Below are 20094 nucleotides of genomic sequence, written 5' to 3'. Positions count from 1 at the left end.
TCACGGCGAAAGTCGTGACCTGTTTCTATCAGTATCAATAGAGAGCGTTAGAACAAGACCCGGCACCGTATAGTGCCATCAATCGCATTCAGCTTCTTCAACGCCAATTCACTATACTCAGCATCAATGTCAATCACCACATAGCCAATATCTTTAGTGGTTTGCAGATACTGTGCACGAATATTAATTTCATTTTCAGCAAACACCTGGTTAATGGCGGACATGACGCCGGGTACATTGCGGTGAGTGTGCAACAGTCGATGCATATCGGTATGCGCGGGTAGGGCAACTTCAGGGAAGTTAACAGAAGAGGTGGATGTTCCGTTATCACTATAGCGGGCCATTTTTTCCGCGACTTCCAAACCAATATTTTCCTGAGCTTCCATGGTGCTGCCGCCAATATGTGGGGTTAGGAAAACATTATCGAATTTTCTTAATGGCGAAATAAATTCATCATCATTAGATTTTGGTTCAACGGGGAATACGTCAATCGCTGCACCGGCAAGATGGCCGGACTCTAAAGCAGCGGCCAGTGCGTCAATATCAATCACAGTGCCGCGTGATGCGTTAATTAAAATCGCATCTTTTTTAATTTGCGCCAATTCCTGCTCACCAATCATATTTTTGGTGGAGCCGGTTTCTGGAACATGTAAGCTGACGATATCGGATTTGGCTAACAGTTCGCTTAAGCTGGCGACTTGCATGGCATTCCCGAGAGGTAGCTTGCTAGTGACATCGTAAAATACTACCTGCATACCCAGAGACTCGGCGATAACGCCCAACTGCATACCAATACTGCCGTAACCAATAACGCCTAACTGTTTGCCGCGAATTTCAAAAGATCCGCTGGCAGATTTTTGCCAAACACCGCGATGGGCGAGGGCATTCTTTTCAGCGACACCGCGCAGTAGCAATATCGCTTCGGCAATCACCAGCTCCGCCACACTACGAGTGTTAGAGAAGGGCGCATTAAAGACAACTATACCTTTCTCGGTAGCAGCGCTCAGGTCAATCTGGTTGGTACCAATACAGAAGCAGCCAATAGCGATAAGCTTATTGGCACTTTCAAGCACGTCTTCAGTTATCTGGGTACGGGAGCGAATACCGACAAAATGCGCATCGGCAATCTCGGCTTTTAGCTGCTCTTCAGGCAGCGCCTTGGGGTGGGTGACAATATTGGTATAGCCTGCCGCTGTCAGGGTATCTACCGCGGATTGGTGTACGCCTTCCAATAATAGGAACTTGATCTTACTTTTATCGAGGGATGTCTGGCCCATAGCGGCTGGCTCCTAAGGAAATCGGCAGTTTTGCTGGTGGTTAATAATCAGTGAAAAAAGGGATGTTTTGCAAAAAGGCGCGTATGGTATCATACCCGCCTTTTTCTGCTACCACCTGCCACCTCATAAGGTCTATAAATGAGCGAAATACCCACGCTGCCAGCGGCTGTACTGAATGCCCTGCAACAGATTGTCGGCGACGATAAGGTCCGTTTAGACGATGAATCACGGTCTACCTTCGGTAAAGACTGGACCAAGGTCTATGCGCCAAGCCCCAGCGCTATTGTATTCCCCAAGACCATAGAACAGGTGCAGGCGATTGTCAGGCTGGCCAATGAGCATCATATAGCCCTGGTGCCATCGGGGGGCCGTACCGGCTTATCAGCGGGTGCTGTGGCGGCTAACGGTGAAGTAGTGGTGGCCTTCGACTATATGAGCCAAATCTCCGACTTTGATCCGGTAGACCGCACTGTTGTGTGTCAGGCTGGGGTTATCACCGAACAGCTGCAAATTTACGCTGAAGAGCAGGGGCTTTACTACCCGGTGGATTTTGCCTCCAGTGGTTCCAGCCAGATTGGTGGCAATATCAGTACCAATGCCGGAGGTATTAAAGTGATCAAATACGGTATGACCCGGGATTGGGTCGCCGGTCTAAAAGTGGTGACAGGCAATGGCGATATCGTTGACCTGAACCGTGGCCTAATGAAAAACAACGCCGGTTATGATTTGCGCCAGCTTTTTATCGGGGCAGAGGGCACCCTGGGTTTTGTGGTTGAAGCCACCATGCGTTTATCTCGCCAACCTGGCAATCTCACAGCATTGGTTTTAGGTGTGCCAGAATTTTCTGCCATTATGGAGGTGTTAAATACTTTCCAGGCGGAAATGGATTTGACTGCCTTTGAATTTTTCTCAGAAAAAGCCCTGCAAAAAGTGGTGGCCCATCAGGACTTGCAGCGCCCCTTCGAAACAGAAGCCGAATTTTATGCCTTATTAGAATTTGAAAATAACAACGAAGAAACCGAAGCGCTGGCGATGACGTTATTTGAACGCTGTATGGAAGAGGGCTGGGTATTAGATGGCACGATGAGCCAAAGTATTGAGCAGCTGAATAATCTATGGCGCCTGCGGGAAGATATTTCCGAAACGATTTCCCAGTGGACTCCTTATAAGAATGATATCTCTACCGTGATCTCAAAAATCCCTGACTTTCTAACTGAAGTGGAGGCGGTGGTGAATAAAGAATATCCCGATTTTGAAATTATTTGGTTTGGCCATATCGGTGACGGCAATGTACATTTAAATATTCTTAAGCCTGACCATGTAGCCAAAGACGTCTTTTTTGAGCAGTGCCATGTTGTTAGCACATGGGTGTTTGAGATTGTCGAAAAATACCGCGGCAGTGTCTCGGCGGAACACGGGGTAGGCATGACCAAAAAAGCCTTTTTGCCCTATTCCCGCAGCGAGACTGAAATTGCCCTGATGAAACAGGTTAAACAGGTGTTTGACCCCAATGGTGTGATGAACCCCGGTAAGATTTTTGATTAAACCGGCCGCTCTCGCAGGGGTGGCAGTGGCTAACATTGGGCGGCCCAAGTGACTGGCTAGTAAAACTTTGTGCGCCGTGGTTATAGTGCTACTCTTATCAATTAGCATTCAATAAGAAAGAGGCTAAGGAGCATATAATGTCGTCTTGGTACCTGGAAGGTTATTTTACTGGGGATGGTCTTATCCATCGCCAGCCGGTGCAGGAAACTCCCTTTGTTATGGGCCGTGAAGACGGTCTGGGCCTCAGTGTCTTTGCCAGTGCCATGTCCCGCCGCCATGCCCAAATCACACTAAATGGCGACGCTGCTCTGATAGAAGATTTAGGCAGTAAAAACGGCACCTTCGTTAACCACACGCTGATCAATACCCCCACCGCAATCAACCATGGCGATATTATTCACCTGGGCGATGTTGAGATGCGCTTTATGCAGGCCAATAAATCCCGGGATGAAGAGCAGGGCGAAAGCACCGTAATGTTTACCGCCGATAAGCTCAGCAGCAAATTCCCCTATGGCGCCAAGGAGCTGGAAGAAATCATTGATAGCCAGCATATCACCACCGCGTTTCAATCGATTGTCTACCACGATAACAGTGGCGCCTATGGCTATGAATCTCTGGGCCGCGGAACCAGTGACCTGTTGCCGCAAAGCCCCGGTGCTTTATTTCAAGTAGCAGAAAGTGTTGGCCTTGAAGTGCGCTTGTCTGAGCTGATGCGTAATAAGGGGGTAGAGCAGGCCGCTGAGTTGGGTTTAAAAGGGCCTTTATTTATTAATACTCACCCCAATGAATTGATTAACCCGGATGAGTTATTGGCTTCTATTCGTTTAATGCGACAACGATTCCCCAAGGCCAATGTATTGCTGGAAATTCACGAGCAGGCGATTACCGACGTTGAGGCTATCAAAGCCATCAAGGCTGAGTTAAAAAGCATGAATATACTGATTGCCTACGACGATTTTGGTGTTGGCCAATCACGCTTGTTAGAGTTGGTTGAGGCCACCCCTGATGTCTTAAAATTCGATATGATGCTAACGCAGAATATTCACCAGGCAGAACCTGCCAAACTGGAACTGGTGAAACAGTTGCACGACTTAGCCCGGCGTTTAGAGATAAAAACCCTGGCGGAGTGTGTGAGCCAGCAGGAAGAATATGACGTGTGTAAAACCATTGGCTTTGATTACTATCAGGGCTATTTATTTGATGTGCCCCGCTATGCTCATGAGTTCTAAGGGTGGCTACGTTGTATCGCCATCAACTGGCTGCAGCTGTAGATTGCACGGACCAGCTAGGTAAAATTATTTGTGTTGGTCGCAACTATGCAGACCATGCCAAAGAACTCAATAACCCTATCCCCGACCAGCCCCTATTATTTATTAAACCTGCAACCGCGGCCGTCTCTATGCACCGGCCGGTGTCTATACCAGATGGACTGGGTGCCTGTCACCACGAGTTGGAAATGGCGGTGCTTATTGGCCAGCCCTTAACAGCGGCAACAGCACAGCAAGTAGCGCATGGCATTGCCGGTATTGGCCTGGGTTTGGATTTAACCTTGCGGGATATTCAGGATACCTTAAAACAAAAAAGTCAGCCCTGGGAGCGAGCAAAAGCCTTTGATGGCGCCTGCCCTTTATCTACGTTTGTTGCCGTTGACGGTGTTGACCTTCAAGCTCTCGATATCCAGCTAGCGATTAATGGCGAATTAAAGCAATGTGGTAATACCCGCGATATGTTGTTTAGCACACGGGTATTACTTCAGGAGATTAGCCAAAGTTTTACCTTATTACCCGGGGATGTTGTATTAACCGGCACACCGGCAGGCGTAGGGCCTTTGCACCATGGCGATCAGTTGGTGGCAAGCCTGGGTGATTTAATCACGGTAAATACTCAGGTTATGCTGGCTGATTGATAAACGACTAAGCCTGAGGCATTGATCTGCTGTGTTGAAGAGGCAGGCATTAAAAAAGGGAGCAGCCGCTCCCTTTTTTAATGGTCACTTTACTATTTAACTCAGGCCTAGGTTGTAAACTCACCGACCATACTGGCTAAACGACTGGCAGATTCTTTAAGTTCAGTACTGGCCCGATCCACTTCTTCAACCTGATGTTCAGAACTTTTCGCTACATCAGAAATGTTCACCACGTTACGGGAAATTTCCTGAGATACCGACATTTGCTCATCGGTGGCTGTAGCAATCTGACTGTTCATTTCAGTAATCATAGAAACTGCACCGGAAATAGCCATTAACGATGCACCGGCTTTTTCTGCTTCACTCACAGTACGGTCCATCACTTCAGTGCCGTCGGCCATATTCTTAACCGCGTCCTGGGTGCCGCCTTGCAGGCGTTCAATCATTTCCTGAATTTCCTGAGTTGACTCCTGCGTACGCTGTGCCAGTGAGCGAACTTCATCAGCCACAACCGCAAAGCCTCGGCCCTGTTCACCGGCGCGGGCTGCTTCGATAGCCGCGTTTAGTGCTAACAGGTTGGTTTGCTCTGCAATGCCACGAATAACATCCAGTACCGAGCCAATCGCCGAGCTATCACTGGCGACGCGGTTAATCACATCGCTGGCATTATTAATCCGGGTAGACAGGCTGTTAATAGAGCGGATCGCCTGCTCCAGAATTTGGGTACCTTCATCGGTTTCACGGTTGGCTTCCGTGGCAGCTTCAGCGGCTTGCTGGGCGTTGCGGTTTACTTCTTCAATCGCGTTGGTCATTTCCGTGGTTGCGGTGGCAACCTGGTCGGTTTCGCGGGTTTGCACGGTGACACCTTCACGGGTCAGCTCAGTGGTATTGGATAGCGTATTGGCAAAATCCTGCAACTGGCTACTTGTAGTACCGACATCTTCAATAATATCGTGGAATTTATCCATCATCCGCTGGAAGGCGCTGGCCACCTGGCCAATCTCATCATTCTGCTCAATGCAGACCTTAACGGTAAGATCCTGATCGCGGTCTACCTGTTCGATCAAGGTGCGCAATTCATTTAATGGGCCAGAGATACTGCGACCCACCAAAACGCCGGAGGCGACCATAATAATAATGGCCACCAGACCGACAGTAATGGACACGCTAAAGGAGTCATCGTAAACCTGTTGGGCAGCAGTTCGTTCCTGCTTGGCTATTTTTAGCTGTAATTCAATCAGGGTGGAAATCTGCTCGGCAATGGGGTCGACATACTCAAACAAATCGCCGTTGTAATCGGTAATCAGGGTGTCGCCGTCTTCATCAAATTGCAGCGTATCGCCCATATCTTGCAGGATACCGGCGGCCTCAATAATAATATTATCGGCATCGGGGAATAGCGCCTCAGTGGCTTTAACCGCTTTGTTTTCATCGGCATTTAGCGCGCCCTTGGTGTATTGCAGCCAATTGTCTTTAATGGTCTTCTGGCCCTGCTCTAATTCCAGCAGGGCCTCGTCTGGGTTAACCAGGCCATTGTCTGCCTTATTGATGGCGTTAATGATGGTGGTATAGCCGTCCATCATCCCCTTAAGTTGGGTAAGTGGTACTACCCGGTCATCATAAATCCGGCCAACGCCTTGATTTATAACAGAAAAAGAAGAGAGTGATGAAACTACCAGCGCAACAATAATCAATAGGGGGATACCTATCAGGATGGCTAATCGTTGACCGACACTAAGACTGTTCATTAAAAGTACCTACATTAATTTCTGTATTAACTGCTGCAATACCCTTTAACACTTTTGACAGGCATTACTTAACATATCTGACTCGTAAGTATAGGAGGAATCTCTGGTAATGCGTTATGTCGGCAGGGATTTATATCTCTTTAATGAAGATATTTTGATGTAGCTATAGGCTTATAATTGTTTGACGCCATCCTGAGTGGCCAAGAGCAGTACATCCGCCGGTCTGCGGGCGAAAATACCATTGGTTACCACGCCGGTAATGTCGTTTATTTTTTGCTCAGTCTCAAAGGGCTTGGGGATCATAAAATTGAACACATCGAGGATAATATTGCCATTATCAGTCACTACACCCTCACGGTAGACGGGGTCGCCGCCCAACTTAACCAGTTCCCGGGCCACATGGCTGCGGGCCATAGGGATCACTTCTACCGGCAGGGGGAACTGCCCCAGATGGTCCACCAGCTTGCTGCCATCAGCAATACAGACAAACTCTTTGGCGACGGCGGCGACAATTTTCTCACGGGTGAGGGCGGCACCACCCCCTTTGATCAAGGCCAGATGCGGGTTAGATTCATCAGCACCATCGACATAGACGGTAATTTCATCGACCGAATTTAGGTCATAGACAGGAATACCGTGCTTTTTAAGCCTTTCAGCGGAGGCCTCTGAACTGGCAACGGTAGCATTGACCTGGCTCTTAATCTCGGCCAGGTAATCAATAAAGTAATTGGCGGTGGAGCCGGTGCCAATACCGATCACAGTGTCTTCTTCAATATTGGGTTTGATGTAATCCAGAGCGGCCCGAGCAACGGCTTGTTTGAGTTCGTCTTGAGTCATGGTCATTGCAATGGCCTTATTAATCAGGGGATAGAAAGCTGGCCATTATAAAGTCGCTATAAAGGATCGGCTACTAATAGATGGGAGATTGTGCTGAATTTTTCTTCTTAAGGTATTAGACTGCGCCCTTTACAGGAGAGTGCTGCCCAATGCCCCAAGCTTATATTAAAAAAATCCTCGATGCCCGTGTCTATGATGTCGCCATAGAAACCCCCATCGATGAAGCGCCATTGTTGAGCAAGCGTTTTAATAATCGCGTGCTATTAAAGCGGGAAGATCTGCAGCCGGTTTTTTCTTTTAAGATTCGTGGTGCCTACAACAAAATGGTGCATCTGACCGAAGAGGAGCTGGCCAAGGGGGTGATAGCGGCATCCGCCGGTAACCATGCCCAGGGGCTGGCACTGGCCGCCTTAAAGCTGGGGGTCAAAGCCACCATTGTCATGCCCAAAACCACTCCGCAAATTAAAGTCGATGCAGTGCGTAGCCGCGGAGCCAAAGTGGTACTCCATGGCGATACCTATGATGAAGCCTCTGCCCACGCAAAAAAGCTGGTGGACGAAAAAGGTTTGGTCTATATCCACCCCTACGACGACCCTGATGTTATTGCCGGGCAGGGCACTATCGGTATGGAAATCCTGCGCCAGCTAAACGGCCCGTTGGATGCGATCTTTGTTCCGGTCGGTGGCGGAGGTTTATTAGCCGGTATCGCCGCCTATGTAAAATATGTGCGCCCTGATGTCAAAGTGATTGGGGTAGAGCCGGAAGACGCTGCCTGTTTAAAAGCTGCCATGGAAAAAAACCGCCGCGTCACTTTGCCTCAGGTGGGTATCTTTGCCGACGGTGTTGCCGTAGCGCAAATTGGTAAAGAAACCTTTCGGGTGATTCGCAATACCGTTGAAGAAGTGATTACCGCCAGTACCGATGAAATTTGTGCGGCCATAAAAGATATTTTTGATGATACCCGTTCGATAGCAGAACCTGCCGGTGCGCTGGCGCTGGCTGGTTTAAAAAAATATGTTGAGCAAAATAATATTCAGGGCCAAACTTTGGTGGCGATTGAAAGTGGTGCCAATACTAATTTTGATCGGCTGCGTTATATTTCCGAGCGCACCGAAATTGGTGAAAAACGCGAAGCCGTTATTAGCGTCACTATCCCTGAACGCCCCGGTAGTTTTAAAAAGTTTTGCTCGGCATTGGGTAAGCGCAATATCACCGAATTTAATTACCGCTATGGCCACCAACGTGATGCACAAATTTTTGTGGGCGTGCAAATTGCCGCTGGCGGTAATGATCGGGAAGAATTAATTGCAGGCCTTGAGCAAAAACATTATCCGGTGATGGACTTAACCGATAACGAAATGGCTAAGTTGCATATCCGTCATATGGTCGGTGGGCATGCGCCAGCGGAGGTGCCGGAAGAAGTGGTCTATCGTTTTGAGTTTCCAGAGCGCCCCGGTGCCCTGCTAAACTTTTTAAGCAAGCTGGGCCAGCAGTGGAACATCTCTATGTTCCATTATCGCAACCACGGTGCCGCTTATGGCCGGGTATTGGTGGGCTTGCAGGCCTCTAAAGCTGACCGTAAATCTCTGGAGGCTTTTCTGACCCAGCTGCAATACCCCTATCAGGAGGAGACGGATAATCCGGCTTACCAGCTATTTCTCAGTGGCCAAACCGGTGCATAGGCCTGTCAATTTGATGTCATTTGGTGCGGGGTTTAATGGGGGAGTGAGTCCATTAAATCTCGTCAATGGCTGCCGCCTTGGTTAAGTCCTTGAAAGTATTAAATAATTAAAAATATTCCTGTATTTAGCCATTCTGGCACCGTTCTTGAAATACCCTAAGCCGTGGCCAAAAATTGCCGTTATTTTGTCTTTACGACAATAGCCCTGTTGGTTAATTTAAAGCTCTCCCTGCCAGTTTGTGACTGAGTTAACACCGCTTATTCAGCGGCCGTCACAAGATAGCAAACTGGGCTTTGCAGCCTTGCCGGTTTTTCTCTAGTTTTAATAGGCAAGGGCAACAAGCCAGGCAATAAACAGCTAACCATATTTATTAGGGGAATAGACAGTGACTACAAGAGTTGATGCTTTAACAGTAACCGTTATCTTATTTGGCGTAGGTACAGCAGTAACCGGCACATTGCAGATGTTAATGGCTTGATTTAGATAGAATTGATCACTTCTCTGTCAGTGGCTACCTTAGACAGGGGAATATCCCAGTTTTCCAGCTCCAAACTATCCACCTCCTGACAATGATGCGCCAGACCCACTAAATGGGGCTGTTTCATCTTGGGTATTAGCAGGCTGTTTTTAAAGCAGCGATCATAAAAACCTCCCCCCATACCCAAACGTCCACCCTGACGATCAAAACCCACCAGTGGTAAAAACACCATACCCAAAGCCCAGGCTTTACGGCGATGCTGCGTATTGGCCGGTTCAGGAATGCCGTAGCGATTGGGCTTTAAGGGATCTCCGGGGCGGTAGCGCACAAACCACAGACTATTATTGGGTGCCAGTACTGGCAAATAACAGGCCCGTTTTTGTTGGTGGGCTAGCATAAGCAGCGGTAGCGGGCTGATCTCGCCATCATTGGGCAAATAAAAGGCAATATGGCTATGGCGCCCGAATAAACCGGTAGTGCTAATATGCCGTTTAAGTTGCAGGCTGGCTTTGCGCTGTTGCTGCCGTGTTAGCCCGCGGCGTTTGGCGCGAAGTTGTTGACGAAGCTGCTGGCGGGAGGTGGGTTCCAAGATGGAGGCTCTATAGGGCTTCATGGAATAACAAAAAGGGCTCCCCACAATACCGCTGACAACATGGCCCTTGAACCCAACGGTTCAAGGTGGTGGTTTCCGCGCTATATCGGGCTTCCCGTCAAGCAGGCATGCACGCCCATAGCACTAAAACCTCCGGGGGTAATGCGCATCGGCTCAGGGGTCTAAGCTGTCTGGCAAATATTCCAGGGAGCGGGGGAGATTATAACTGAGAAATAATTATCTAGAAACGTCATTACTGCGAAGTATTCGGAGATAGTAGGGTGGATTACAATCCACCCAACAATGTCTGGCTGTTAGTTGAGGTATTGGTCCCGCGCCTTTGCGGAAATGACGTTCTTGGGTGAGAGGGGCGGGGGATTAACCGATTTCCAACTGCCGGAAGCGGTGCAGGGCTTCATCCAGCTTGGAGTTCAGGCTTTTAAGCTGGGCACTGCTGGGTGCATTGGCGCTATCTTCCACAGCATTGCCGTCACCTTCCTGCTGGATTAATTCATTGCTGATATTCAGGGCGGCCATTACCGCAATACGCTCCAGGCCAATCACTTTGCCATTGGCGCGAATATTGCGCATTTGCTGATCAAGGTAACGGGCAGACTTGGCCAAAGCTTCCTGTTGTCCAGGGGGACAGGCGACTTGGTATTCCTTGTCCAATAGTTTGACGATTACAGTCTCATTACTCACGGTACTTGCCTCATTACGGTTTACTTCTTTCTACTAACTAATAGCTTGTTATCTTTTCAGTCTTAGGACTCTTCTTCCAGCGTCTTCAGGCGGGAAATCATCGACTCAACCTTATTGCGGGCGATCTCCGTTTTCTCAACCAGTGAATCACGCTCATCGACCCAGCCTGCGGCATCGGCTTTTAGTGCCCGATTCTCTTCGTCAAGCTGCTCACAGAGCTGTATCAGGTCATTAATCTTGGCGGTTAATGCTTTTAGTTGTGGGTCTGCCATGGATACTGTGCCATACACCTTTTTATAGGCGCTTAGGGTTATTTATAGAATGATAAAAGATGGATTAAATATAGTTCTGACTGGGCGGCGGGTCAATTTAATAAAATGGTTATATTTCAATGATATAGCTAATATTTCAAAAATAATTATCAAGGTGAGAGCTCCATCGCATAAAACTTTGCCTAAAGGCTGGTCGATTTTGTCAGAGTGAGCCGTTAATATGCGCCGCTTATCCCCGTCAAAACCATCGACCATCATTATCAAAGAGAAACCCATGACCCTCCAAATCCCCATGCCCGATTTTGACCAGCTTGCCGATATCTATTGGCGCTTGGGCGGTATGCAGTCCCCCTCCCAGTTGCACGGCTATCTGGTAGGTCAGTTGGCGGTGGGAGAAACACGTGAACCAGAGCAATGGCTGGAACAGGCCGCGGCCTTTATTGATGCCGTTGAGCCCCCCAATGCTGAAGATAGTCAGGTCCTATCAGCCCTCTATGGTGCTACCCAGGCCTGTCTTAAAGGCGGCGAGATGGAGTTACAGCTTTTATTGCCAGACGATGGCGCCGAGATTACCCAGCGAGTAGATTCCATCGGCCAGTGGTGTCAGGGCTTTGTGGCAGGCTTTGCCCAAGGGGGGACAGCTATTAAAGAACAGCAGGGGCAACAGCAGTATCCCAAAGATGTCTCCGAGGCGGTAAGTGATATTGCCGCGATTAGCCAGATTGGCCTGAGCGATGCTGACACCGATTTGGAGCAGAGTGAGCAGAATATCGTTGAAATCAGTGAGTATCTGCGAGTGGCAGCGATGACGATTTATCTTGAGTGTAACAAGCCGCAAGAGGGCGACGATAATGGGCCGGTTTCTGAAGTGGAAGCCGAGGCGGAAGTGGCAGGTGCCTTAAGTAATCTGTTTAATAAAACCGATAAGAAGTTGCATTAAGATACGAGCTTGTTAGATTGGGTTTATTATCATTGGCATGATAAGACACACTAAGCACAACACAAACCATGAGTGAATAACAAGCCTCGTCACAGAACGACAGAACCTATAGAAAACACCCTTATGAAAATCAGTAAAAAAGAGTTTGCCCGCCGCCGTAAAAACCTGATGGCCGAAATGGAGCCAGATAGTATTGCGATTGTCCCCGCGGCTCGTGAAACCATTCGCAATCGCGATGTGGATTACCCCTTTCGTCAGGACAGTGATTTTTATTATCTCACCGGCTTTGCCGAGCCCGATGCCGTACTGGTGTTATTACCCGGCCGCAAACATGGCCAGTATATTTTATTCTGCCGCGACCGCGACCCCACCATGGAATTATGGAATGGCTACCGCGCTGGGCCAGAAGGCGCGACGGAGGATTATGCCGCGGATGATGCATTTCCCGTGAGTGATATTGATGATATTTTGCCAGGCCTGATCGAAGGCCGTGAGCGGGTTTATTATGCGATGGGCCGCCATGCGGAATTTGATCGCAAGGTCATGAAGTGGGTCAATGTTATTCGCTCACAGGTTCGTACCGGTGCCCATCCCCCCGGCGAGTTTCTGGATTTAGATCACTTACTACACGATTTGCGTTTATATAAAAGTGCCGCTGAAGTAAGAGTGATGAAAAAAGCCGGGCAAATTTCCGCCGCCGCGCATATTCGCGCTATGCAAATCTGTAAACCCGGTGTGGCGGAATATCAGCTGGAAGCCGAAATACAACATGAGTTTGGCCGCAATGGCGCGCGCTTTGCCGCCTATAATTCTATTGTCGGTGCCGGTAAAAATGGCTGCATATTACACTACACAGAAAATGCCGATGTGATTAAAGATGGCGATTTGGTGTTGATAGATGCCGGCTGCGAACTGGAACACTATGCGGCGGATATTACCCGTACCTTTCCTGCCAATGGGGTATTTTCTAAAGAGCAAAAAGCACTGTATGACTTGGTGTTAAAAGCACAGCTTGCCGCTATCAAAACGATTAAACCCGGCAATCACTGGAATCAATCCCATGACGCCACCGTAAAAGTTATTACCAAGGGTTTGGTTGAATTAGGCTTGCTTAAAGGCACTGTTAGCAAGCTTATTGAAAAAGAAGCCTATAAAGATTTTTATATGCACCGCGCTGGGCATTGGTTAGGTATGGATGTGCATGATGTAGGCGATTATAAAATAGGTGATGAATGGCGTGTGCTGGAAGAAGGTATGGCCATGACCGTTGAGCCGGGTATTTATGTGGCGCCAGATAATAAAAAGGTGGCCAAAAAATGGCGCGGTATTGGTATCCGTATTGAAGACGATGTGGTGGTCACCAAAGACGGTTGTGATGTGTTAACCAAAGATGTTCCCAAAACCGTGAAAGAAATAGAAGCCCTTATGAGTGGTGCCGCTTAATGGGACAAACCGCTGCCAATAAATCACAGTACGATGTGGTGATTGCCGGCGGCGGTATGGTGGGTGCCAGTTTGGCCTTGCAATTGTGTCACCATAGCCAGCAACAGCTGCGAATTTTGGTGGTTGAAAGTTTTCCTATTGCTAAAAGTCATACCGCTGAAGCGCCCCTTTATAATCCGAGTTTTGATGCTCGTTCCACTGCCTTATCCTATAGCAGTCAATTAATTCTGGAGCCGCTGGGTGTTTGGCCCTTGCTGTCTAAATATGCGGCAGCCATAAACAGTATTCATGTTTCTGAGCGCCGTCGTTTAGGTTCAACAATGATGAAGCCTGGTGATGTTGATTGGCCAGCGCTCGGCTGTGTGATTGAAAATGCCTGGCTGGGTAATGTGCTACTAAATGCCTTGCGTGAAAAAGACACGATTGATTTTCTAGCACCGGCTTCGGTAAAACATATTAGCCCCCAGCAACAGGGTGTTACATTAATGGTTGAACAGAACGGCAGCGAAAAAACCGTTGCTGCGCAGTTGGCGATTATTGCCGACGGTGCTAATTCAAACCTGCGAGAACAGTTGGGTATTAACGCCAGGGTACACAGCTATCAACAAACCGCCTTGATTGCCAACGTCAGCTTTACCAAAGCGCATCAGGGTTGCGCCTATGAACGCTTTACCGATCAGGGCCCAATGGCCTTGCTGCCATTAAGTGATAGTGAATTAAGTCAGCCACGGGCTGCGTTGGTCTGGAGTTTGCCGAACGATCAGGCCGCCACTTTATCAGAGTGTGATGAAGCAGAATTTTTAAAGACGCTACAGCAGCGTTTTGGTCACCGGCAGGGCGAATTTATTCGCGTCGGCGATCGCTCTGGTTATCCATTAAAGCTCGTGGAAGCTGAAGAGCAGGTTCGTTCCGGTATTGTCGTGATGGGCAATGCTGCCCATTCCTTGCATCCGGTTGCTGGGCAAGGTTTTAATTTGGCACTGCGTGACAGTGCTCGTTTAACACAGTTGTTAGTCGCGGCCAGCCAGCAGAATCGAGCTCTGGGTGATTTGGGCTTATTGCAGCAATACCAACAACAGCAACAGTTTGATCAACAAAAAACCATTCGTTTTTCTGATCAATTGCCGGGTTTATTTACCCGCAATCAATTTCCGTTAAGTGTGTTGCGCAGTATTGGTTTGGGGTTTTGGATATTCTTCCGCCGGTAAAATCCCAATTTATTCATCATGCCGCAGGTTTGCATGATGGCGCAGCGGTAGGTCAGTACTCATGAGCAAAAGCGCAGCAGATTTTGATGTCATTATTGTGGGCGCCGGTATGGTTGGCGCTGCCTTGGCCTGTGCTTTGGGTGGCAGCGAACTAAAAGTGGCGGTCATTGAAGCGCGCCCCATCAATACTGATTGGCCAGAACAGGCCGATGCTATTGATGGTTTTGATCCCAGGGTGAGTGCTTTAACCGTTGCTTCGCAGGCATTTCTTCAGCGGTTGGATATCTGGTCGGCCATCCGTGAGCGCCGGATTAGTCCCTATCGCCAGATGCATGTCTGGGATGCAGAGGGCACTGGCAATATTCATTTTGCGGCGGATGATATTAATCAGCCGGTATTAGGGCATATTGTCGAAAATAGAGTGACGGCTACCGCGCTGCTGCAAAAAATTCAGCAGCATCGCAATATCGAGTGTATTGCACCGGTTACATTGGAGGCTATCCAGTCTACAGAAAGTGGTGCCTACCAAATAGCGTTAGATGATGGCCGCTCTTTAAGTACCGATTTGTTGGTGGCTGCCGATGGTGCCAATTCCAATGTGCGCAGCCTTGCAGCTATGGCAATGCGTGAATGGGACTATGGCCACCATGCAATAGTGACAACAGTAAAAACTGAAAAACCACATCAACAGACAGCCTGGCAGCGTTTTTTGCCTGAAGGTCCACTGGCTTTTTTACCGCTGAGTACCGCTGAGCAACAGCAGCACTATAGCTCTATTGTCTGGTCTGCTATTCCACAGTATGCGGAAAATTTAATGGCATTGGATGATGCTGAATTTTCTCTGGATCTGGCCAGGGCTTTTGAACACAGGCTGGGTGAAGTGACTGACGTTAGTCGTCGTTTTAGTTTCCCTTTACGCCAGCGCCATGCGGTTGATTATATTAAGACGGGTATTGCTCTGGTGGGTGATGCGGCTCATACCATTCACCCCTTGGCAGGGCAGGGCGTTAATCTTGGTTTAATGGATGCTCTGGCATTAAGTGAAGAATTATTGCGGGCAGAGCAAAGAGCATTAAATCCAGGGTCGCTACCTGTGCTTCAGCGCTACCAGCGCCGGCGCAAAGCCGCCAATCTATCCATGATGGCAGGGATGGAAGGCTTTAAGCGTTTATTTGAGCAGCCGTCACTACCTGTTCGCTGGGCCCGCAATGCAGGGTTGCGTTGGTTAAATAAAGCGACGCCGTTAAAAAATCAGGTGATGCGCCAGGCGATGGGTTTATAAAACCCTAGCTGGCTTCGCTATAGCAAATAGCATTTTTCTCGCGCTTGGCTCGGTACATAGCTTGGTCAGCGAGGGAGAGAATAGTATCCGCCGAGTCGCTATCTTTGGGAATAAACGCCACACCAATACTTGCGCTGATTTCAAATTCCTTATTATTCAACACAATTTTCTGGTGCAAAGAATCCAGCACTTGCTGGGCAATCCGTGAGCTGATGTCCTTGCCCTGAATATTCGGCAATACAATCACAAATTCATCGCCGCCAATCCGGGCAACCGTATCGGAGGATTTAACACAGGATTCCAGCCGTGATGTCACAATGGTTAATACTTCATCCCCCATGGCATGGCCATGGGTATCGTTAATGGGCTTAAAGTTATCCAGATCAATATATAAAATGGCCGCCTGATGTTGAAATTTTTGATGGGCAGCGATGGCGTCTTCCACACTTTGCAGTAAAGATTTTCTATTTAATAAACCGGTTAATGAATCATGGGTGGCTTCATGGGCCAGCTTGCTCTGTTCTTTTTGCAGGCGTTCCGTTAGCCGAACCAGATTAACCTCATAAAGGTATAGGCACAGTACTACCAGCGCAATGGCAATAGACCAGGTTATCAGTTTGAGCGTTGCCTCGGCATTAGCCGGAATGGTTTGCGGAAAACGAACCCCCAGTAACTCAGCCACATAGTAGGCACTTATGGCAAGCAGGGTGATGGCCGACCACATTAGGCCATTGCGGTTGCCAGCCATTAAAAAAGCCCATACCGGAACAACAATAATGATTTGTAAATTGGGTGATGAAAGAAAACCACCGGTTAATATACCTGGCAAGGTGGTGGCCACTAGCACACCCGTGGCATAGAGGTTGGATGGGCCAATAATGGTTTGCCGATATTTGTAGTAGATCAGGCTTGCCATATAGCAGAGCAGCACCACTGCGGTGATACCCAGCGCTGCTAGTTTATGCTCGGGGTTACTGGGGTAGGGAGAGAAAAATAGCCCGATCATAACCAGCAGGGCAAAACAGGAGGACATCATGGCCACGCCCAATACGATGGTGGCCCGCAGGTAATGCTCGTCGTTTTTAAGCTCCGTCTCACCTTGGCTGCCAAACCAGCCAGGTATAGTCCGAAACAAGTGTTCTGGTGTTTTATCCATGATTGTTGGTGGTGTATATCTTCTTTTATATAAGTGGTAGTTCTATAGGTTTAGAGTAGTTTGCATCACTTGGCAACACTATGATGATTACGGACATTTTAATGGCTTTATCTGACATGTAAGCTGTTGGGGCGATAATTAGTTGTGGCAGGTCATTGCAAGAGTTAATGATAATAATTATCATCTGCGCCTTGTTGTCTTATCCTTCCATAAAATACTGTATCCAGGGGTTGCTTACATGCGTCACGGTATCCGTTATAGCTTGCTGTTTTTACTCGTCTTATTGGTCGCCTGCAGTGAGCCTGAAAAGCCCGCCCCGGAATTATTGGTCTATTCCGCCCGTAATGAGCATTTAATTAAGCCGCTATTTGATCGCTTTACCGAGCAAACTGGCATAGTGGTTAACTATGTGACGGATAAAGCAGGCCCTTTATTAACCCGCTTGCAGGCTGAGGGTGAGAACTCCCCAGCGGATCTATTGATGACAGTGGATGCTGGCAACCTCTGGCAGGCCAACGAAGTGGGTGTGCTGGCACCGGTTGAGTCGGCAATACTCAATAACAATGTCCCTCCACATTTAAGGGGCGCAGATAATAGCTGGTTTTCCCTGACCATTCGCGCTCGGACTATGGTCTATAACACGGATACATTATCCCCCACTGACCTGTCTACCTATGAGGCCTTGGCGGCCCCTGAATGGAAGGGGCGCCTATGTCTTCGCACCTCCAAAAAAGTCTATAACCAGTCTCTGGTCGCCACCATGATTGCAGCACTGGGTGAAGAGCAAACGGAGCAGATTGTGGCGGGCTGGGTCAATAACCTGGCGATTGATCCCCTGTCTAACGATACCAAGGTTATGGAAGCGGTGGCACTTGGTCAGTGCGAAGTGGGGATAGTAAACACTTACTACTATGGCCGCTTGATGAAGAAAAAGCCGGCCACACCCTTGGCCCTGTTTTGGCCTAACCAGCAAGGTGAGGGGGCTCAGGGGCGAGGCGTTCACGTTAATGTCTCCGGTGTGGGCATTACCCGCGCCAGTCAACATAAAGCACTGGCCCAGCAGTTAATCGAGTGGCTCACCACACCGGAAGCTCAGCAGATATTGATGGACTTAAACCAGGAATATCCCGTGAATAGCAGCGTAGAGATGAATGCCGAGCTACAGGCCTGGGGCGCGTTTAAAGGCGATCAGGTGGATGTGAGTGAAGCGGGCCGTCTACAAGCCGCTGCCGTTAAATTAATGGATCGGGCTGGCTACCGTTAGGCACCCCTTTCATGGCTAGCCCGCTTCCCGCTTCGTTTTCTTCGAGTCGCCCGTTTGTAGGGGCGAACCACCATGGGCGTGGGCTAAGGCAGTTGAATACCGTCGTTAAAATCGCCGGTATCTTTACCGTGCTGATGGCGTTGGCCCCGCTGCTGGTGATTATCTGGAGTTGGAGCTCTGACCAAACCGAAGTCTGGCAGCATCTGATTGAAACCCAATTATCGACCCTGTTGCGCAATACGCTGGTCTTGGTTATCGGGGTGGGCAGCGGTGTTACCCTGCTGGGTGTCAGTCTGGCCTGGTTGACGGTGATGTGTGAATTCCCCGGTCGGCGCTGGCTGGATTGGGCCTTAATGTTACCGATGGCCATGCCGGCCTATGTCCTGGCCTTTGTGGTATTGGGGATTTTTGATTTTGCCGGTCCCTTGCAGCAGGGTTTGCATAGCTGGTTCGGTAGCGACTACCGCTATATTGATATACGCCATGAAGCGGCGGTGATTGCTGTCCTGGTGTTGGTATTTTATCCCTACGTGTATATGTTGGCCCGCAGTGCTTTTTTAGCCCAGAGCACGGATATAATGGAGGCCGCCAGAGTGTTGGGCGCTAATCGCTGGCGCGCTTTTTTTCGGGTGGCACTGCCGATGGCAAGGCCGGCGATTATCGCAGGTACTTCCCTGGCTATTATGGAAACACTGGCGGACTTCGGTACCGTGGCGGTGTTTAACTACGATACCTTTACCACGGCCATTTATAAGTCCTGGTTTGGTTTATTTAATTTACAGGCCGCCGCGCAACTCGCGTCACTGCTATTGTTATTTGTGGCGCTGGCGCTGATGGCTGAAAAATATAGCCGTGGCAGTCGCAGCTATACCCAGTCAGACCGCAAGCAACACCGTTTCCGGCATCAGTTATCACCTCTGCAGGCTTTTGCGGCTTCTGCCTTTTGTGGCTTGGTCCTGTTGCTTGCTTTTGTTCTACCGGTATTACAGTTATTACAGTGGGTTTTGTTGGAGGGGTTGCAGGCGATGGATGCCCGCTATCTGAATCTATTATGGCGCACATTATTATTGGGTGGCGCTGCGGCTATTTTAACGGTGGCGCTGGCTCTGTTATTGGCTTTTGGTCGTCGCCGAGCCAAAACCCGGCTGCGGACTTTCTATGATTTAGGCACTCTGGGCTATGCGTTGCCCGGCTCGGTATTGGCCGTTGGGATTATGCTGTCCTTTACCTTTGTCGATAATCAATTCGTTGCACCTCTGCTGGAGTTGTTTGGTCTGCAAGCCAAGCCCTTATTATTAGGCAGTGTCTTTGCCCTGTTGGCTGCCTATTGGGTGCGCTTTCTCGCCGTTGCCAATGGTCCGGTGGATTCCAGCTTGCAGCGTATTCGCCCCAGTATTCCAGAAGCGGCCCGGAGTCTCGGCTCCCATAGTTGGCCACTGCTCTGGCAGATTTATCTCCCCATTCTGCGCCCGGGTTTACTAACGGCAATGGTGCTGGTGTTTGTGGACGTGATGAAAGAAATGCCAGCCACCTTATTACTGCGCCCCTATGGCTGGGATACCCTGGCGGTGCGTATCTATGAGATGACCTCAGAGGGTGAATGGGAGCGTGCCGCATTACCCGCTTTAACACTTATTTTGGTGGGGCTGTTGCCGGTGATTCAGGCTGTGCGGCAATCCGCTAGCCGTTAGTCAGTATTTATTTGCCAAGCCCCGTGCCAGCGGCTTGTAATTCCTATTTCCAACGGTAGAATGCATCGCAT

Annotated in this window: 17 protein-coding genes and 1 other RNA gene; 10 read left to right on the top strand and 8 right to left on the bottom strand. The window is 49.1% G+C overall.

Translation table 11 applies throughout. The annotated features are described in order from the left end of the window. Window positions 1-47: 47 nt before the first annotated feature. The gene (gene serA / locus BST96_RS05970) at window positions 48-1277 is read right to left on the bottom strand and encodes a phosphoglycerate dehydrogenase (protein ID WP_085757816.1); all 1230 of its coding nucleotides are present in this window, start codon (window positions 1275-1277) and stop codon (window positions 48-50) included. 138 nt (window positions 1278-1415) lie between these two features. Here serA and BST96_RS05965 point away from each other — a divergent pair, with 138 nt between their 5' ends. The 3 genes from BST96_RS05965 (at window position 1416) to BST96_RS05955 (ending at window position 4728) form a co-directional block, all read left to right on the top strand. Continuing rightward, a complete protein-coding gene (locus BST96_RS05965) occupies window positions 1416-2822 on the top strand; it encodes an FAD-binding oxidoreductase (RefSeq protein WP_085757815.1) in 1407 nt (468 codons plus the stop codon). Window positions 2823-2959: 137 nt separating this feature from the next. After that, the gene (locus BST96_RS05960; protein ID WP_085757814.1) at window positions 2960-4051 is read left to right on the top strand and encodes an EAL domain-containing protein; all 1092 of its coding nucleotides are present in this window, start codon (window positions 2960-2962) and stop codon (window positions 4049-4051) included. Window positions 4052-4053: 2 nt separating this feature from the next. Next, on the top strand, window positions 4054-4728 hold the full coding sequence (locus BST96_RS05955) for a fumarylacetoacetate hydrolase family protein (protein ID WP_240554907.1): 675 nt from the start codon (window positions 4054-4056) through the stop codon (window positions 4726-4728). A 107-nt stretch (window positions 4729-4835) separates the two neighbouring features. On the opposite strand, the gene BST96_RS05950 is transcribed toward BST96_RS05955, so the two are convergent. Both BST96_RS05950 and rpiA read right to left on the bottom strand, forming a co-directional pair. After that, on the bottom strand, window positions 4836-6476 hold the full coding sequence (locus BST96_RS05950; protein ID WP_085757812.1) for a methyl-accepting chemotaxis protein: 1641 nt from the start codon (window positions 6474-6476) through the stop codon (window positions 4836-4838). Between the two features lie 171 nt (window positions 6477-6647). Further along, window positions 6648-7313, bottom strand: coding sequence for a ribose-5-phosphate isomerase RpiA (rpiA, locus tag BST96_RS05945; protein ID WP_085760484.1), 666 nt, complete (start codon window positions 7311-7313; stop codon window positions 6648-6650). Window positions 7314-7462: 149 nt separating this feature from the next. Between rpiA and ilvA the strand changes: the two genes are divergently transcribed. Continuing rightward, a complete protein-coding gene (gene ilvA, locus BST96_RS05940) occupies window positions 7463-8995 on the top strand; it encodes a threonine ammonia-lyase, biosynthetic (RefSeq protein WP_085757811.1) in 1533 nt (510 codons plus the stop codon). Window positions 8996-9474: 479 nt separating this feature from the next. Here the strand turns inward: ilvA and BST96_RS05935 are convergent, their stop codons facing one another. The 4 genes from BST96_RS05935 to BST96_RS05920 all read right to left on the bottom strand — a co-directional run bounded on the left by BST96_RS05935 (window position 9475) and on the right by BST96_RS05920 (window position 11039). Then, a complete protein-coding gene (locus BST96_RS05935; RefSeq protein WP_157117873.1) occupies window positions 9475-10086 on the bottom strand; it encodes a 5-formyltetrahydrofolate cyclo-ligase in 612 nt (203 codons plus the stop codon). A 13-nt stretch (window positions 10087-10099) separates the two neighbouring features. Then, a non-coding RNA gene (gene ssrS / locus BST96_RS05930) (6S RNA) lies at window positions 10100-10278 on the bottom strand. 165 nt (window positions 10279-10443) lie between these two features. Continuing rightward, the gene (locus tag BST96_RS05925; RefSeq protein WP_085757810.1) at window positions 10444-10767 is read right to left on the bottom strand and encodes a cell division protein ZapA; all 324 of its coding nucleotides are present in this window, start codon (window positions 10765-10767) and stop codon (window positions 10444-10446) included. Between the two features lie 62 nt (window positions 10768-10829). Continuing rightward, complete coding sequence (locus BST96_RS05920; protein ID WP_085757809.1) at window positions 10830-11039, bottom strand: TIGR02449 family protein; 210 nt, start codon at window positions 11037-11039, stop codon at window positions 10830-10832. 274 nt (window positions 11040-11313) lie between these two features. Here BST96_RS05920 and BST96_RS05915 point away from each other — a divergent pair, with 274 nt between their 5' ends. The 4 genes from BST96_RS05915 to BST96_RS05900 all read left to right on the top strand — a co-directional run bounded on the left by BST96_RS05915 (window position 11314) and on the right by BST96_RS05900 (window position 15912). Continuing rightward, window positions 11314-11979 carry a UPF0149 family protein gene (locus BST96_RS05915; protein WP_169713923.1) on the top strand — a complete coding sequence of 222 codons (666 nt, stop codon included), beginning with the start codon at window positions 11314-11316 and terminating at the stop codon, window positions 11977-11979. A 123-nt stretch (window positions 11980-12102) separates the two neighbouring features. Next, window positions 12103-13422, top strand: coding sequence for a Xaa-Pro aminopeptidase (pepP, locus tag BST96_RS05910; protein WP_085757807.1), 1320 nt, complete (start codon window positions 12103-12105; stop codon window positions 13420-13422). Then, the gene (gene ubiH / locus BST96_RS05905) at window positions 13422-14630 is read left to right on the top strand and encodes a 2-octaprenyl-6-methoxyphenyl hydroxylase (protein ID WP_240554906.1); all 1209 of its coding nucleotides are present in this window, start codon (window positions 13422-13424) and stop codon (window positions 14628-14630) included. The genes pepP and ubiH overlap by 1 nt, the downstream gene beginning before the upstream one ends. A 61-nt stretch (window positions 14631-14691) precedes the next feature. Beyond that, window positions 14692-15912, top strand: coding sequence for a UbiH/UbiF/VisC/COQ6 family ubiquinone biosynthesis hydroxylase (locus BST96_RS05900; protein WP_085757806.1), 1221 nt, complete (start codon window positions 14692-14694; stop codon window positions 15910-15912). 4 nt (window positions 15913-15916) lie between these two features. On the opposite strand, the gene BST96_RS05895 is transcribed toward BST96_RS05900, so the two are convergent. After that, window positions 15917-17068 (bottom strand): GGDEF domain-containing protein, encoded by a 1152-nt coding sequence (locus BST96_RS05895; RefSeq protein WP_085757805.1) that lies wholly within the window; start codon window positions 17066-17068, stop codon window positions 15917-15919. 238 nt (window positions 17069-17306) lie between these two features. On the opposite strand from BST96_RS05895, the gene BST96_RS05890 reads away from it, so the two are divergent. Then, window positions 17307-18332, top strand: coding sequence for an extracellular solute-binding protein (locus tag BST96_RS05890; protein ID WP_085757804.1), 1026 nt, complete (start codon window positions 17307-17309; stop codon window positions 18330-18332). An 11-nt stretch (window positions 18333-18343) separates the two neighbouring features. Then, on the top strand, window positions 18344-20023 hold the full coding sequence (locus BST96_RS05885; RefSeq protein ID WP_085757803.1) for an ABC transporter permease: 1680 nt from the start codon (window positions 18344-18346) through the stop codon (window positions 20021-20023). The last annotated feature ends 71 nt before the right edge of the window (window positions 20024-20094 follow it).

The sequence above is a fragment of the Oceanicoccus sagamiensis genome, from assembly GCF_002117105.1.
Classification (GTDB): domain Bacteria; phylum Pseudomonadota; class Gammaproteobacteria; order Pseudomonadales; family Dasaniaceae; genus Oceanicoccus; species Oceanicoccus sagamiensis.
This window is presented reverse-complemented; position numbering and strand designations above follow the sequence as displayed.

What these genes read in the sequence shown, in the direction of transcription:
- pepP (WP_085757807.1), top strand. Translation starts at nt 12,103, where the DNA reads ATGAAAATCAGTAAAAAAGAGTTTGCCCGCCGCCGTAAAAACCTGATG.
- BST96_RS05895 (WP_085757805.1), bottom strand. Translation starts at nt 17,068, where the DNA reads ATGGATAAAACACCAGAACACTTGTTTCGGACTATACCTGGCTGGTTT.
- BST96_RS05960 (WP_085757814.1), top strand. Translation starts at nt 2,960, where the DNA reads ATGTCGTCTTGGTACCTGGAAGGTTATTTTACTGGGGATGGTCTTATC.
- BST96_RS05950 (WP_085757812.1), bottom strand. Translation starts at nt 6,476, where the DNA reads ATGAACAGTCTTAGTGTCGGTCAACGATTAGCCATCCTGATAGGTATC.
- ilvA (WP_085757811.1), top strand. Translation starts at nt 7,463, where the DNA reads ATGCCCCAAGCTTATATTAAAAAAATCCTCGATGCCCGTGTCTATGAT.
- BST96_RS05890 (WP_085757804.1), top strand. Translation starts at nt 17,307, where the DNA reads ATGCGTCACGGTATCCGTTATAGCTTGCTGTTTTTACTCGTCTTATTG.
- BST96_RS05900 (WP_085757806.1), top strand. Translation starts at nt 14,692, where the DNA reads ATGAGCAAAAGCGCAGCAGATTTTGATGTCATTATTGTGGGCGCCGGT.
- ubiH (WP_240554906.1), top strand. Translation starts at nt 13,422, where the DNA reads ATGGGACAAACCGCTGCCAATAAATCACAGTACGATGTGGTGATTGCC.
- BST96_RS05885 (WP_085757803.1), top strand. Translation starts at nt 18,344, where the DNA reads ATGGCTAGCCCGCTTCCCGCTTCGTTTTCTTCGAGTCGCCCGTTTGTA.
- BST96_RS05935 (WP_157117873.1), bottom strand. Translation starts at nt 10,086, where the DNA reads ATGAAGCCCTATAGAGCCTCCATCTTGGAACCCACCTCCCGCCAGCAG.
- BST96_RS05965 (WP_085757815.1), top strand. Translation starts at nt 1,416, where the DNA reads ATGAGCGAAATACCCACGCTGCCAGCGGCTGTACTGAATGCCCTGCAA.
- BST96_RS05915 (WP_169713923.1), top strand. Translation starts at nt 11,314, where the DNA reads ATGACCCTCCAAATCCCCATGCCCGATTTTGACCAGCTTGCCGATATC.
- serA (WP_085757816.1), bottom strand. Translation starts at nt 1,277, where the DNA reads ATGGGCCAGACATCCCTCGATAAAAGTAAGATCAAGTTCCTATTATTG.
- BST96_RS05920 (WP_085757809.1), bottom strand. Translation starts at nt 11,039, where the DNA reads ATGGCAGACCCACAACTAAAAGCATTAACCGCCAAGATTAATGACCTG.
- rpiA (WP_085760484.1), bottom strand. Translation starts at nt 7,313, where the DNA reads ATGACTCAAGACGAACTCAAACAAGCCGTTGCTCGGGCCGCTCTGGAT.